This window comes from Gelidimonas diazotrophica (assembly GCF_055694025.1).
In genome coordinates, this window is record NZ_CM146349.1 from 1347510 (window position 1) to 1361876 (window position 14367).

Genomic DNA, 14367 nt, shown 5'->3' on the forward strand with positions numbered 1-14367 from the left:
ATAGGCCTGTGGGGCATAGGGGCATGCTGTAGCGCCTGCGGTTTTGCGCTAGACTTGCCCATCAATCATGGAGATACGTATGCAGATTAGTGTAGAAGCGGTTAAGGAAGTCCTGTCGAGAGTAGTCGACCCAAACACGACGAATAAAGACTTCGTAGCCACCAAATCGGCGAAGAATATTGTGCTCGACGGTGCCGATGTGTCGCTCGATATCGAGCTCGGTTATCCGGCCAAAAGCCAGATCGATGCGATCCGCAAAAGCGTGATCGGCGCGCTGCGCGGCATTCCCGGCGTGGGCAATGTCAGCGTCAATGTGTATACCAAGATTCTTGCGCATTCGGTGCAGCGCGGCGTCAAGCTGATGCCGAATGTCAAGAACATCATTGCTGTAGCCTCCGGCAAGGGCGGCGTCGGCAAATCAACCACTGCCGTCAATCTGGCGCTGGCGCTGGCCGCCGAAGGCGCGTCGGTCGGCATTCTGGACGCCGATATCTACGGCCCTTCGCAACCGATGATGATGGGCATTTCCGGCCGTCCGGAGACAGTGGACGGCAAGACCATGGAGCCGCTGGAAAACTACGGCCTGCAAGTGTCTTCGATCGGTTTCATGATCGATCCCGACGAGCCGATGGTGTGGCGCGGCCCGATGGTTACGCAAGCGCTGCAGCAATTGTTGGAGCAGACCAACTGGCGCGACCTCGATTACCTGATCGTCGACATGCCACCAGGCACCGGCGATATCCAGTTGACGCTGTCGCAAAAAGTGCCGGTGACCGGCGCAGTGATCGTCACCACGCCGCAGGATATTGCGTTGCTGGATGCGCGCAAGGGGCTGAAAATGTTCGAGAAGGTCGGGATTCCGATTCTCGGCATCGTCGAAAACATGAGCACGCATATCTGCTCCAACTGCGGTCACGCCGAAGCGATATTCGGCTCCGGCGGCGGCGAGAAAATGTGTTCGGAATACGGCGTTGCGTTCCTCGGCGGGTTGCCGCTGACGATGTCGATTCGCGAGCAGACCGATTCCGGCAAGCCCACCGTGGTAGCCGATCCGGATGGCCCGGTGACCGCGATCTACAAGGAAATCGCCCGCAAGATCGCGGTCGGCGTGGCTGAAAGAGCGCGCGACATGAGCAGCAAGTTCCCTAGCATCGTGATCAAGAACGATTGAATTCCCTCTCCCGCAAGCGGAGAGGGAGTTTTTGCTCCTCTCTCCCGGCATGGCTTTTTCTGGTGCCCGAATCGCCATGCGATTCGCTTGTGGGAGAGAGGCTGGGAGAGAGGGTAGTGGTACTACCACAGCAGTTTGAATAGTTGCCGGCTTCTTAATAATATTTGGAGTATAGGTAAAAATACATTGCTTCCCGCACTATTTCTGTAATGTTTTAAAAATACATCGCTAAGTATGCTTTAATCTAAAAATCATCCGGCTGCAACCGCAGCTGGAATCGATTTGATCCATCGCACTGAAATGAGGCCTGAACATGGAGACGCAAGCAATCGATGTGAGTGTCATCATGCAGCGCAAGACGCTCGATAATCGCTGGCAGTCGCACCAGTGGCGTCCGCTGGAAGTACTCGACAGCGCCGCCTTGCCGCCCGGCAGCGCCCGCCGTCTGCTGGATGACGACAGCGATACGCGCTGGCTGTTTCCCGGTTTCGACATCAAGCTGTTCAGCGATGAAGGCGAGGGCTATTACCTCAATATCAGTTCCGCCACGCCATGCTGGTTCATCATGTGGCGCATCGAGCAGATCGACTCACAGGAAATTGCTGTGCCCAAAGCGGTCACGCTGTCCTACAACGAGGCGGCGCGCCTGATGGATGGCGGCGAACAGGTCGATACTTTGCCTGCATCGGCGGCGATCATCGAACGACTCAGCCGTTTCACGCAGGAACATTACCAGCCCGAAATCAAGCGTAAACGCAAAAAACCTTCATTCGAAGGCGGCGCTGGCGTTGACCTGATGGCGCAGGCGGAAGGGAAGGGCGATGGCGGCCGATGATTTTTTCGCACGCTGGAGCAAGCGCAAACTTGACGCGACGTCAGCGCCAGCCGCCATTGATCCTGCAGTCGGGCCCGATGCAGACAACTCGCCGGCGCTAACCGATGCGCCAGCGGTAGTCAAACCGTTGCCGACGCTGGCCGATGTCGAGGGCTTGACCGCAGAATCCGATTACACCGCATTTTTGGCTAAAGGCGTCGATGAGAGCGTCAAGCGCTCCGCGATGAAGAAACTGTTTGCGTTGCCGCAGTTCAACATCATGGATGGGCTCGATATTTACATCGGTGATTACAGTCAACCCGATCCACTGCCGCCCGGCATGCTGGAAGCGTTAAGTCACGCCAGGAGCGCACTCAATCCGGCGCAATTCTTTACAAAACCGGTGTCGCAATTGCTGGACAAAGCGGAAGAACAAGCGTCGGTTGCAGCAAATCCGCCCGAGGCGACTGAACTTGAGCAGGACGCAACGGAGTCAGAGTCCGCAGCGGACAATCCCGCGCCAGTCTTGCCACAAGAAAATATTCAAGCAGATCCGCAGCCGGCTTTGGCGCAGCAGCCGGATGCGCTGCCGGTTGCCGTCGAAACACTTAAAAACGAGACTGTATGACGACCGAATTCAAAATCTGTAACTGCAACCACAGCATGCCGCTGGACGTTGCGGCTGGCGCACAACTTGGCGCAGCGCTTGGCATCGGCGCGCTGCCGGTGGCGAGCCAGTTATGCCGGCGTGAAATCGGTGCATTTCTGGGTGTGTTGGACGGCGTGGACGGGGGGGATAAGGTTGTCGTCGCCTGCACCCAAGAGCGTGCGCTGTTTGCCGAACTGGCACAGCAAAAAAATACCGTGGCGTCGATTTGCTTCGTAAATATCCGTGAAACTGCCGGCTGGAGCGCGGAGTCGAAAACGGCATTGCCGAAAATGGCCGCATTGCTGGCCGCCGCCGCTTTGCCCGATCCGGAGCCGGTGCCGATTGTCAATTACGATTCGGCCGGACATACGCTGATTATCGGGCCAGCCGATCAAGCGCTGCCGTGGGCGCAGCGCCTCAGCGCGCAAGTCGATGTCAGCGTGTTGTTGACCTCCGGCAGCGATTCCCAAATGCTGGGCGAACGCAGCTTTCCCAGTTTTTCGGGCAAGCAAATCGCGATTTCCGGCTGGCTGGGCGCATTCAAAGTGCGCTGGCAACAAGACAATCCGATCGATCTGGAAACCTGCATTCGCTGCAATGCCTGCATCGAAGCGTGCCCGGAAAGCGCGATTGACCTGACCTATCAGATCGATCTCGACAAATGCCGCTCGCACGGCGATTGCATCAAAGCGTGCGGTTCCATTGGTGCAATCGACTTTGCCCGTGGCGACATCAAAGCGGGCAACGACCGTAGCGGCGAATTTGATCTGATATTCGACTTATCCAAAACGCCGCAAGTGCGCGCCCATCAGTTGCCGCAGGGATATTTCGCGCTAGGACAAGATGTCGCCCGCCAGTTTGAAGATGCGCTGAAACTGACGTCGATGATTGGTCAGTTCGAAAAGCCGAAATTTTTTACCTACAAGGAAAAGCTGTGCGCCCATAGCCGCAATAAAACAATCGGTTGCAACGCCTGTATCGATATTTGCTCGGCCGAAGCTATCAGCCACAACGGCAATCACGTCAAGGTCGATCCCAATCTGTGCGCCGGTTGCGGCGCTTGCACCACGGTTTGTCCGTCCGGCGCAATGGCATACGCCTATCCGCGTGCCACCGACATGGGACTGCGCCTGAAAACGTTGTTGACTACGTATGCCAAGGCCGGCGGCCGCCAAGCCGGACTGTTATTCCACAGCAAGGGGCAGGGCGCAACATTGGTCGAACAGGTGGGCCGTTTGGCGAAAGCCGGCGGGCGCGGCATTCCGGCGCGCATCATCCCGGTCGAATTGCACCACACTGCTGCCGTCGGCATTGATGTATGGCTGGCCGCGTTTGCTTACGGCGCAACCCATATCAGCGTGCTGGTGACGGAGGAAGAAGCGCCGCAATATCTGGAAGCGTTGCAGCAGCAGATGGAAATTGCCCAAACTATCCTGTCCGGTTTGGGATATGCGGGTATCCACTTGCAGTTAATCCGCGCTAAAACTGCCGCCGATCTTGAGATCGCCGTGAACGCGCAAGCACTGACGCCAGCCCAGACGTCGCAAACTTGCGCCACTTTCAATGTGGCCGCCGACAAGCGCACTACGCTGGAATTCGCGCTGGAGCATCTGCACCGGCATGCGCCCGCTAAAGTGGAACAGATCGCTTTGCCGGTCGGCGCGTTGTATGGCGCGGTAATGGTCAATAAGGATGTCTGCACCTTGTGCATGTCTTGCGTTGGCGCTTGCCCTGAATCTGCGCTGACGGATAACCCGAATTTGCCGCAACTGCGCTTTATCGAGAAAAATTGCGTACAGTGCGGCTTGTGCGAAAAAACCTGTCCCGAATCTGCAATTACGCTATCGCCGCGCTTGTTGTTTACCGACGCAGCCAAACAGGCAGTGGTATTGAACGAAGCGCAACCCTACCATTGCATTCGCTGCAATACCCCGTTCGGCACGCTGCAGATGATCGACAACATGCTGGCAAAATTGTCGGCGCACGGTGCCTTCGCCGGCAATCTGGATCGCATCAAAATGTGTTCCGAATGCCGCGTGATCGACATGATGGAAAATAAAAACGAGGCTTCAATAATTGCTTTGAAACGCCCGCATTAAGCCGGAGATTGCATGAACACCAGTGAATCATTGAAGTTGGAAACTCCGGATCAGAGCGAAGAAACCGCCCGCGCGGATTTGTATGGTTTGCTGGCTACGCTGTTTTATGCGCCGCCGCCACAAACTCTGATCGACACCATAGGTTCGGCGCAATCCGAGGGCGAGGGTGTGTTGGAGCAAACCTGGGCCGAGCTGGTGCTTGCGTGCAAAAGTGCAAAGGCAGAAGAAGTGCGGGAAGAATACGATCAACTGTTCATCAGCACCGGCAAGCCGGAAGTGATGTTGTACGGTTCGTATTACCTGTCCGGATTTTTGATGGAAAAGCCCTTGGCAGCGTTACGCACCGATCTGGCTGAACTGGGTTTGGAGCGCGTGGCTACAGTAAACGAGAGCGAAGATCACATTTCCAGCTTGTGCGAAGTGATGCGTTATTTGATCGCCTCAGACGATGTTCTGCACGCCAATATTCAAGCGCAAAAAACCTTTTTCACAACCCACATGCAAGCCTGGGTGCTGGATGCATGCGCCGCAATCAATGCCAGTCGTCACGTCCGGCTGTACGCGGCAGTAGCCAACCTGGCACGGACGTTTTTTGAAGTGGAGACGCAGGCCTTTGATATGGATTAAGTTTCCATCTGCAATTGGCGTTTCCTGATGGTATGCATATGGCCAACTTTTGCGTCGAGACGATTTTTGAAATTATGTATACTATTCTAGAGTATTTTTATTTACACAATAAAAACATGCGGTAAATGCACTATTTTTTATGATACTCCATCATTTTTTTAGTTTCGAAAAATGGCATGGCAGGCATGAGAACACTTACGTGAAGCAGTTTCTGCAAAATTTGATGCCGGTATGTCGAGACCATATTGCAATTGTCCGTTGAACTATTGTAATAATTTACATAAGATACAAGGCAATAAGCAGTCAAGCCATAATTCACGCTTGGCGCATAAAAAAAATCAGGATTCCCACCCTGTATTAAGGAGACAGTAATGGCGGATACAAACAAAATCGCACGCCGGACATTTTTTTCCGGGCTCGGCTTGGCTGTTGCGGCTGGTGTCGCGGCCAAGGTGGTAAGCACCGTTCCTGCTGGAAAAGCGCTGGATGTCGTCGTTGCCGAACCTGCTGGCACTGGTTATCGACTGACAGAGCACGTCAAAAAATACTACCGCACTACCACTATTTAATACTGAATACTGAGGTGACAACATGCTGTTGACTCGCAAAAGCGACGCCGGTCAGCGTTCGCGCAGCCGTTTTACATCAAGTCTTGCCGCGAGCTTGTCGCGTGCGCTACCGACAATGGATCGCCGGCTGTTCCTGAAACGTTCCGGCATCGGCGTCGGAGCCGGGATCGCCGCCGCGCAATTGGGCTTGATACAAAAAGCCAGGGCGGCTGTTGAAGGCAAAGCAACCGGTCCCAAGATCGAAGTAAAACGCACGGTATGCACGCATTGCTCGGTCGGTTGCGCAGTGGACGCGGTGGTGCAAAACGGCATCTGGATTCGCCAGGAACCAGTCTTCGACTCGCCGATCAATCTGGGCGCGCATTGTGCCAAAGGCGCTGCACTACGCGACCACGGTCGCGGCGAGTATCGGCTGAAATATCCGATGAAGCTGGTCAACGGCAAGTATCAACGCATCAGCTGGGATCAGGCGCTGGACGAAATTTCCGCCAAAATGCTGGATATCCGCAAAGTCAGCGGCCCGGATTCGGTGTTCTGGGTGGGATCGTCCAAACACAACAACGAACAGTCCGCCTTGCTGCGCAAATTCGTATCCTTCTTCGGTAGCAATAATTGCGATCACCAGGCGCGCATTTGCCATTCGACTACGGTCGCAGGTGTTGCCAACACCTGGGGTTATGGCGCGATGACGAATAGCTACAACGACATGCAGAATTCGAAGGCAGCGATGTATATCGGCTCCAATGCTGCCGAGGCGCATCCGGTATCGATGCTGCATTTGCTGCACGCGAAAGAAACCGGCTGCAAGGTGATCGTGGTCGATCCGCGTTTTACCCGTACTGCAGCCAAGGCACATCAATACGTACGGATTCGCTCCGGGTCCGATATCCCATTCTTGTATGGAATGCTGTATCACATCTTCCAGAACGGCTGGGAAGATCAGGAATACATTAACAATCGCGTCTACGGCATGGACAAGGTCAAGGAAGAAGCGCTGACCTGGACCCCTGAAAAAGTGGAAGAAGCGTGTGGCGCGACCGAAGCCGAAGTCTTCAAGGTCGCAGAAACCCTGGCCAAAAATCGTCCTTCAACCGTGGTCTGGTGCATGGGTCAAACCCAGCACACTATCGGCAATGCAATGGTGCGCCTGTCCTGTATCTTGCAACTAGCGCTGGGCAATGTCGGTAAATCGGGCGGCGGCACCAACATCTTTCGTGGTCACGATAATGTGCAGGGCGCAACTGACGTCGGGCCAAATCCTGACTCTTTGCCGGGCTACTATGGCCTGGCAACCGGTTCCTGGAAGCACTGGTGCGCAGTGTGGGGCGTGGATTACGAATGGGTTAAAAAGCAGTTTGCATCGCAGGAAATGATGGAGAAATCCGGCACTACCGTGTCGCGCTGGATCGATGCCGTGCTGGAAAAAAATGAGTTTATAGACCAGGAAAACAACGTCAAGGCGATGGTGTTCTGGGGCCATGCGCCGAACTCCCAAACCCGCGGCCTGGAGATGAAGACAGCATTCGATAAGCTGGACTTGCTGGTGGTAGTCGATCCTTATCCATCGGCAACAGCAGCCATGGCCGCCATGAAAGTGGATGGACAGGAACTCAATCCCAACCGCGCCGTGTATTTGCTGCCTGCGGCGACCCAGTTTGAAACCTCGGGTTCCGTCACCGCGTCCAATCGATCGCTGCAATGGCGCGAAAAAGTCATTGAACCTTTGTTCGAGTCGCGTACCGATCAGATGATCATGTACCAGTTGGCGCAAAAGCTCGGTTTCGGCAAAGAACTGGTCGCCAAGATCAAATTGGTCCCAGGCAAGGGCGGCATGATGGAACCGGAACCGGAGGACATGTTGCGCGAGATTAACCGCGGCAGTTGGACAATTGGCTACACCGGCCAGTCGCCGGAGCGGCTGAAAGCGCACATGCGTAACATGCATCTGTTCGATGTCAAAACCTTGAAATGCAGAGGCGGTAAGGATGCCGCCACCGGATATGACTTGACCGGAGATTATTTCGGTTTGCCGTGGCCTTGCTATGGCACGCCTGAACTCAAGCATCCGGGCACCTCCAACCTGTACGACACCTCGAAGCATGTGATGGATGGCGGCGGCAATTTCCGCGCCAATTTTGGCGTTGAAAAAGATGGCGTGAATTTGCTGGCTGAAGACGGCTCGTATTCGAAAGGTGCCGATATCACCACCGGATACCCGGAATTCGATCATGTGCTGCTGAAAAAACTGGGCTGGTGGAATGAATTGACTGATGCTGAGAAAACCGCTGCAGAAGGCAAGAACTGGAAGACTGATTTGTCCGGCGGGATTCAGCGCGTGGTGATGAAAAATCATGGCTGCCATCCATTTGGCAATGCCAAGGCGCGTGCAGTGGTGTGGAATTTTCCTGATCCGGTACCGAAACATCGCGAGCCGCTGTATGGAACACGGCCCGATCTGGTGGCGAAATATCCGACCCACGACGATAAAAAATCATTCTGGCGCTTACCGACACTTTACAAGTCGATCCAGGACAAGAATGTTGCGGAGAAGCTATACGAAAAATTCCCGATCATTCTTACTTCAGGCCGACTGGTCGAATATGAGGGCGGTGGCGAGGAAACCCGCTCCAACCCTTGGCTGGCAGAATTGCAACAAGACGCCTTTGTCGAATTGAATCCGAAGGCTGCTGCCGACCGGGGCATTCGCAACGGCGAATACGTGATCGTTTCAACGCCAACCGGGGCCCGCATCAAGGTCAAGGCGCAGGTCACGCCGCGCGTTAATGCCGAAACCGCGTTTATTCCATTTCATTTCTCGGGTTGGTGGCAAGGCAAGGATTTGAAAGAATATTACCCAGAAGGTGCAATGCCGATTGTGCGCGGCGAAGCTGTCAATACGGCGACCACATACGGCTACGACTCCGTCACGATGATGCAGGAAAGCAAGACAACCATCTGCAATATCGAAAAATTTGTTGCGTGAAGCCGGTAGAAACGATTGGGAGGAAAGTTAAATGGCACGAATGAAATTCATCTGCGACGCCGAACGTTGCATCGAGTGTAACGGCTGCGTCACTGCTTGTAAAAACGAGAATGAGGTGCCTTGGGGCGTGAATCGACGCCGGGTTGTCACCATTAATGATGGCGTGGTCGGTCAGGAAAAATCCATTTCTGTCGCGTGCATGCATTGCTCGGACGCTCCCTGCATGGCGGTGTGTCCGGTGGATTGTTTTTACCGCACCGATGAAGGCGTGGTGTTGCATGACAAGGATGTTTGCATCGGTTGCGGGTATTGCTCTTACGCTTGCCCGTTTGGTGCGCCGCAATTTCCTTCCAACGGGACTTTCGGTTTGCGCGGCAAGATGGATAAATGCACTTTCTGCGCCGGCGGCCCTGAGGAAGACGGCTCAGAGGCGGAGTTTGAAAAATACGGCCGCAATCGTTTGTCTGAAGGCAAGCTACCAGCCTGCGCAGAAATGTGTTCTACCAAAGCCTTGCTGGGTGGTGACGGCGATGTGATTGCCGATATTTTCCGTAATCGCGTAGTCCAGCGCGGCGCCGGCAGCGAAGTGTGGGGCTGGGGGACGGCCTACGGTCGCGCCCCGCATCCTGAAGCAAAAGCGCCGGTGGAGAATAAATCATGATCCGCTTTCTTTTGGTATCCCTGAGCGCTCTGGTATTAATAGCTTGCAGCGAAAGAGATCAATCGCTAACCGGGTCTACCGTCAAGTCTGACGGCAAGTCCTGGCAGGGCGCAAAGAATGGCTTTGTCGCCGGTGGCTGGACTCCCGGCGACAAGGAAAGCTGGGAAAAACAAATTCATACACGCGGTCAAAATCAAAACGAATACGTTCGAATGAATTGATGGCGCTGGCAAGCCGGCAAGTGGAGACAATATGAAAACGAAATTTGGTAGCTTGATATTGGGTTTTTACCTATTGTCCGGCTGGATCGGCGTGGCGGCACAGGGCGTGCCGCCAGTGGCTGCCAGCCAATCCAGTCAGGCAGCGCCGAATGTTGAGTCAATTGATATTCTGCAACAGAATCAGGCCGAACGCAGCCAAAGCCAGCCCGGCAATCTGGCGCCGACCTATCGCATCGTAAATTCTGGTACGCCAAATTATTCCAGCCTGCCCGCACTGGAGGCGAGCGTGCTGATACAGCCGAAGGCGCAGTTTCCGGGACAGGCCCGGGCTACTACGGCCGGCGAGGCATGGCGGCAATATCGCAATGGCCCGCTCACCAATATTGGCGGCTGGCTATTGATAGCCGTGCTGCTGGTGCTGGCTGCGATGTATCTGATCAAGGGGCAAATTAAGCTGAAAGGTAGCGCCACCGGACGATTGATAGAGCGCTTCACTTCGGTCGAGCGTTTGTCGCACTGGACCACGGCAATTAGTTTCGTGGTGCTGGCACTCACCGGCGGCACCATGTTGTTTGGCAAGTACGTGCTGTTGCCGGTGTTCGGGCTGACGCTGTTTGGCTGGCTGTCATTTGCCTTTAAAAATATCCACAATTTTGTGGGCCCGGTATTTACTTGCTCGATAGTCGTGTTTTTTGTCATTTACGTAAAAGACAATTTACCGGGGAAAGGCGATCTGAACTGGTTTGTACAGCTTGGCGGTTTGTTGAGCGGCAAGCACGTCAGCGCCGGTAAATTCAACGCGGGTGAAAAAGTCATGTTCTGGGGCGCTGTGGTGGTGTTCGGCTTGATTATGAGCGCCTCGGGTTTTGTGTTGGATATGCTGGTCCCCGGTTTGTTGTACACACGCGGAAATATGCAGATAGCCAGTATTGTTCATATTGTTGCAGCGGTATTAGCCATCAGCATGATTCTCGGCCATATTTACCTTGGCACCTTGGGGATGGACGGTGCCTATAAGGCAATGCGTACCGGTTATGTGGATGATGCATGGGCCAAGGAACATCATGATTTATGGTATGACGACATCCAGTCTGGAAAAGTGGCGCGGAATCGTTCACCCGAACCGCACACTGAAACAGCCAAAAAGGCCAATGTATAACGCACATGGTGGGGCAGGCATGAATAAATTTATTTGTATGATGTTGGGCTTGATGGCAACTGGCTTGGCTGCTGCCAAGTTGCCGCCAATAAGTGAAGATGCCGCCGCCAAGGCGGCAGAAGCCAAGGCCAAAGATGCCTGGACCTCCAAAGTGGCTGCGTATAAATTATGCTTATCACAAGATAAAGTTGTTGCCCGTTACCTGCAGGAAAAAAGCGCAACAGCGCAACCCGCTGAAGCGGTGCCAGCCTGTTCGGACCCCGGACCTTATGATGTTGCAAGTCCCGCTGTCGTAAGCCCAATGGCAGCAAGCCCAGCTGCCGCACCTGCAGGATTGCCAGTTGCAACCGATGCTGCGGCTGCAGTAAAAAAATAAGCATGGTGGCTTGTCATTAATACTGACCAAATATCGCCACCAGATGAGGATGTTTCCATGACTACAGGGCCAATTCTTTCCAATGCACACGCAGTGCTGACTTATCCGGTGGACGTACTGGATGAGCAGGGACGTGCTTCGACTATAGAAATTCCGGCCGAGCGGCCTTTGACGGTCTATCTGGACAATCGCGAGTTGGTGACTCTGATGACTTTGGGTGACGCGCCAGAGGCATTGATACTGGGTTATTTGCGCAATCAGCGCTTGGTAAAAACGATTGCAGAGATCGCAGCCGTGCAAGTGGACTGGGATGTGGATGCTGTGGCAGTTACCACGCACCACGGCGTCGATTACATCGAGGAGCGCACCGCCAAACGCGTCATTACCACCGGTTGTGGGCAAGGTTCCATGTTTGGCGGACTGATGGACGAAGTCGATACCATCACGCTGCCTGTGGATGCCAAGTTGAAGCAGTCAACGCTCTACAGGATCGTTGATCTGATCCGTACCCAGGCATCAATTTACAAACAGACGGGTTCGGTACACGGGTGCGCGTTATTTGATGCTACGGGTGAATTACTGTATTTCATCGAAGATGTCGGCCGCCATAACGCGGTGGATGCAATTGCGGGAAAAATGTGGCTGGACGGCATTAACGGTGATGATAAAGTTTTTTATACAACCGGCCGCCTGACTTCGGAAATGGTGATAAAAGGTGCCCAGATGGGCATTCCTTTCCTGCTGTCGCGTTCTGGCACTACGCAAATGGGGCATGCGGTAGCGCAACGTGTCGATATGACCTTGCTGGCGCGCTGTACCGGCAAGCACTTTATTTTACTAACAGGCAAGCAAAGATTCATTGCGGAACCACATTTGCTTGACGGCAGCGTTTCAAAATCACTCAGGGCCGCCTGAGTGCAAATTACAAAAAAGCACAAGTACCGCAGCGGTTATGCAACGCGGTAAAATAAGCCTTTAACGCCATCACGGCTTTGGTCAACCAAGGCCGTTTTTATTGCCATGATCGTTCGCACTCGTTTTGCTCCCAGCCCAACCGGTTATCTACACCTTGGCGGCGCCCGCACCGCGCTTTTTTCGTGGGCTTATGCCCGTCATTTTGGCGGCACTTTCATCTTGCGCATCGAAGATACCGATCTGGAGCGATCCACGCCAGAGGCAGTCGAAGCAATTTTGCAGGGCATGAACTGGCTGGGCTTGTCCCATGACGAAGGTCCTTTCTATCAGATGCAGAGGATGGATCGCTATCGTGCAGTCGTGGCGCAAATGCTTGCCGCAGGCACCGCATATTATTGCTATTCATCCCCGGAAGAAGTCGAAGCCATGCGTGAGCGCATGCGCGCTGCCGGTGAGAAGCCGCGTTACGACGGCACCTGGCGTCCTGAAGCAGGCAAGACATTGCCCGCTATTCCATCTGATCGCAAGCCCGTGGTGCGCTTCAAAAATCCGCAGGATGGCGATGTGAGTTGGGATGATGTCGTCAAAGGCACGATTACCATCTCCAACCGCGAAATGGACGATTTGGTGATTGCCCGCCCGGATGGCACGCCGACCTATAATTTTTGCGTAGTGATCGATGATTGGGATATGCAGATTACGCATGTCATCCGTGGCGATGATCATGTCAATAACACGCCGCGTCAGATTAATATTCTGAAAGCGCTAGGAGCAACCCTGCCACTGTATGGCCACGTACCGATGATTCTCGGTTCCGATGGCGAAAAGCTATCGAAGCGGCATGGTGCGGTCAGTGTGATGGATTATCCGGCACAAGGATATTTGCCCGAAGCGATGTTGAATTATCTGGCTCGCCTGGGCTGGAGTCATGGTGATGACGAGGTTTTCTCGATGGAGCAATTTTGTGCATGGTTTGACCTCGATCATCTATCCAAGTCGCCTGCGCAATTCAATCCGGAAAAATTGGCCTGGTTGAACAATCATTACATCAAGCTGGCAGACAATGCTCGCCTGGAAGGTTTGGTCAAACCTTTAATGGAAAAGGACGGAGCGGATTTCGTCAATGCGCCGGATCTGCAGGCGGTGATCGCATTGATGAAAGAGCGCGCCAATACCATCAATGAACTGGCCGCTGCAGCAATGCTGTTTTATCGAACACCTGAGCCCACTGCAGATTTGCTTGCACAGCATTTGAACGAATTATCCAAGCCTGCGCTGCAGGATTTTGCCATGCGCTGTCAAACCGTCGAGTGGAAAAAAGAAGCGCTGTCAGCCATGCTGAAAGAAGTGCTGGCTGCACACAAACTGAAAATGCCGCAGATGGCTATGCCTTTGCGCTTGTTGTTGACCGGGCAGTTGCACACGCCATCGATCGACGCTGTCATTGCATTGTTTGGCCGTGAAATAGTTTTGGCGCGCATGGCGAAATATATTTAGTATTTTCGAAAAGATGATTTACACGCGGTAACGAAGCTTGCTATAATTTCGTTCTTCGCAAGGGGGGTATAGCTCAGCTGGGAGAGCGCTTGCATGGCATGCAAGAGGTCAGCGGTTCGATCCCGCTTACCTCCACCAGCGGAAAAGCAGTGCAAGTTGCAACTTAGGGTCCCCATCGTCTAGAGGCCTAGGACATCACCCTTTCACGGTGAGTACAGGGGTTCGAATCCCCTTGGGGACGCCAGCATAAATAAATCTGACACGGCTCAGATTTAAATTTTAAATGCTAGGCATCAAGTAAGTTAAGTAAGCCAAGTATTATGGACAGGTCACTGTCCCCATCGTCTAGAGGCCTAGGACATCACCCTTTCACGGTGAGTACAGGGGTTCGAATCCCCTTGGGGACGCCAATATATCCCCCGGCTGATATGTTAAGTAGGTAAGCAGAACTGCTTAAAATCATATCAGTCGGGCATCGGATAACATTTTTTAAAATTCCATATAACTTCTGTTTGAAATGCGCGCGTGGTGTATTGCCACATTTTGCGTCCTGCCGCATAACATAATTACATCTCAATTCCGTTCGTGCTGGTATGGTAGCGATTGCCATGTGTTCACCCGTCTAT

The 14367-nt window shown here is 53.7% G+C and carries 13 protein-coding genes and 3 tRNA genes; all 16 read left to right on the top strand.

Features of this window, described 5'->3' with window-relative positions; all coding sequences use genetic code 11:
- Nucleotides 1–79: 79 nt before the first annotated feature.
- The 16 genes from apbC (at nucleotide 80) to KGFNPO_RS06345 (ending at nucleotide 14151) form a co-directional block, all read left to right on the top strand.
- A complete protein-coding gene (gene apbC, locus KGFNPO_RS06270) occupies nucleotides 80–1171 on the top strand; it encodes an iron-sulfur cluster carrier protein ApbC (RefSeq protein ID WP_472633651.1) in 1092 nt (363 codons plus the stop codon).
- Nucleotides 1172–1484: 313 nt separating this feature from the next.
- Nucleotides 1485–2006, top strand: coding sequence for a DUF3305 domain-containing protein (locus KGFNPO_RS06275; RefSeq protein WP_472633653.1), 522 nt, complete (start codon nucleotides 1485–1487; stop codon nucleotides 2004–2006).
- Nucleotides 1993–2613 (top strand): DUF3306 domain-containing protein, encoded by a 621-nt coding sequence (locus tag KGFNPO_RS06280; RefSeq protein WP_472633655.1) that lies wholly within the window; start codon nucleotides 1993–1995, stop codon nucleotides 2611–2613. The genes KGFNPO_RS06275 and KGFNPO_RS06280 overlap by 14 nt, the downstream gene beginning before the upstream one ends.
- Nucleotides 2610–4733 carry a 4Fe-4S binding protein gene (locus tag KGFNPO_RS06285; RefSeq protein ID WP_472633656.1) on the top strand — a complete coding sequence of 708 codons (2124 nt, stop codon included), beginning with the start codon at nucleotides 2610–2612 and terminating at the stop codon, nucleotides 4731–4733. The genes KGFNPO_RS06280 and KGFNPO_RS06285 overlap by 4 nt, the downstream gene beginning before the upstream one ends.
- A gap of 12 nt (nucleotides 4734–4745) precedes the next feature.
- The gene (locus KGFNPO_RS06290) at nucleotides 4746–5360 is read left to right on the top strand and encodes a TorD/DmsD family molecular chaperone (RefSeq protein ID WP_472633657.1); all 615 of its coding nucleotides are present in this window, start codon (nucleotides 4746–4748) and stop codon (nucleotides 5358–5360) included.
- Between the two features lie 371 nt (nucleotides 5361–5731).
- Nucleotides 5732–5929: a hypothetical protein gene (locus KGFNPO_RS06295; RefSeq protein WP_472633658.1), complete on the top strand. Its 198-nt coding sequence runs from the start codon at nucleotides 5732–5734 to the stop codon at nucleotides 5927–5929.
- A 22-nt stretch (nucleotides 5930–5951) separates the two neighbouring features.
- Nucleotides 5952–8912, top strand: coding sequence for a formate dehydrogenase subunit alpha (locus tag KGFNPO_RS06300; protein WP_472633660.1), 2961 nt, complete (start codon nucleotides 5952–5954; stop codon nucleotides 8910–8912).
- Nucleotides 8913–8943: 31 nt separating this feature from the next.
- On the top strand, nucleotides 8944–9573 hold the full coding sequence (gene fdh3B / locus KGFNPO_RS06305) for a formate dehydrogenase FDH3 subunit beta (RefSeq protein ID WP_472633661.1): 630 nt from the start codon (nucleotides 8944–8946) through the stop codon (nucleotides 9571–9573).
- Nucleotides 9570–9794, top strand: a complete 225-nt coding sequence (locus tag KGFNPO_RS06310) for a hypothetical protein (RefSeq protein ID WP_472633662.1) — start codon at nucleotides 9570–9572, stop codon at nucleotides 9792–9794. Before fdh3B ends, KGFNPO_RS06310 begins: the two co-directional genes overlap by 4 nt.
- 31 nt (nucleotides 9795–9825) lie before the next feature.
- Nucleotides 9826–10953 (top strand): formate dehydrogenase subunit gamma, encoded by a 1128-nt coding sequence (locus KGFNPO_RS06315; RefSeq protein WP_472633663.1) that lies wholly within the window; start codon nucleotides 9826–9828, stop codon nucleotides 10951–10953.
- A 19-nt stretch (nucleotides 10954–10972) separates the two neighbouring features.
- Complete coding sequence (locus tag KGFNPO_RS06320; protein WP_472633664.1) at nucleotides 10973–11329, top strand: hypothetical protein; 357 nt, start codon at nucleotides 10973–10975, stop codon at nucleotides 11327–11329.
- Nucleotides 11330–11386: 57 nt separating this feature from the next.
- The gene (locus KGFNPO_RS06325) at nucleotides 11387–12244 is read left to right on the top strand and encodes a formate dehydrogenase accessory sulfurtransferase FdhD (RefSeq protein WP_472633665.1); all 858 of its coding nucleotides are present in this window, start codon (nucleotides 11387–11389) and stop codon (nucleotides 12242–12244) included.
- Nucleotides 12245–12349: 105 nt separating this feature from the next.
- Nucleotides 12350–13741, top strand: coding sequence for a glutamate--tRNA ligase (gltX, locus tag KGFNPO_RS06330; protein ID WP_472633667.1), 1392 nt, complete (start codon nucleotides 12350–12352; stop codon nucleotides 13739–13741).
- A gap of 62 nt (nucleotides 13742–13803) precedes the next feature.
- A tRNA-Ala gene (locus KGFNPO_RS06335) sits at nucleotides 13804–13879 on the top strand.
- A gap of 30 nt (nucleotides 13880–13909) precedes the next feature.
- Nucleotides 13910–13985, top strand: a tRNA-Glu gene (locus KGFNPO_RS06340).
- Nucleotides 13986–14075: 90 nt separating this feature from the next.
- Nucleotides 14076–14151, top strand: a tRNA-Glu gene (locus KGFNPO_RS06345).
- The last annotated feature ends 216 nt before the right edge of the window (nucleotides 14152–14367 follow it).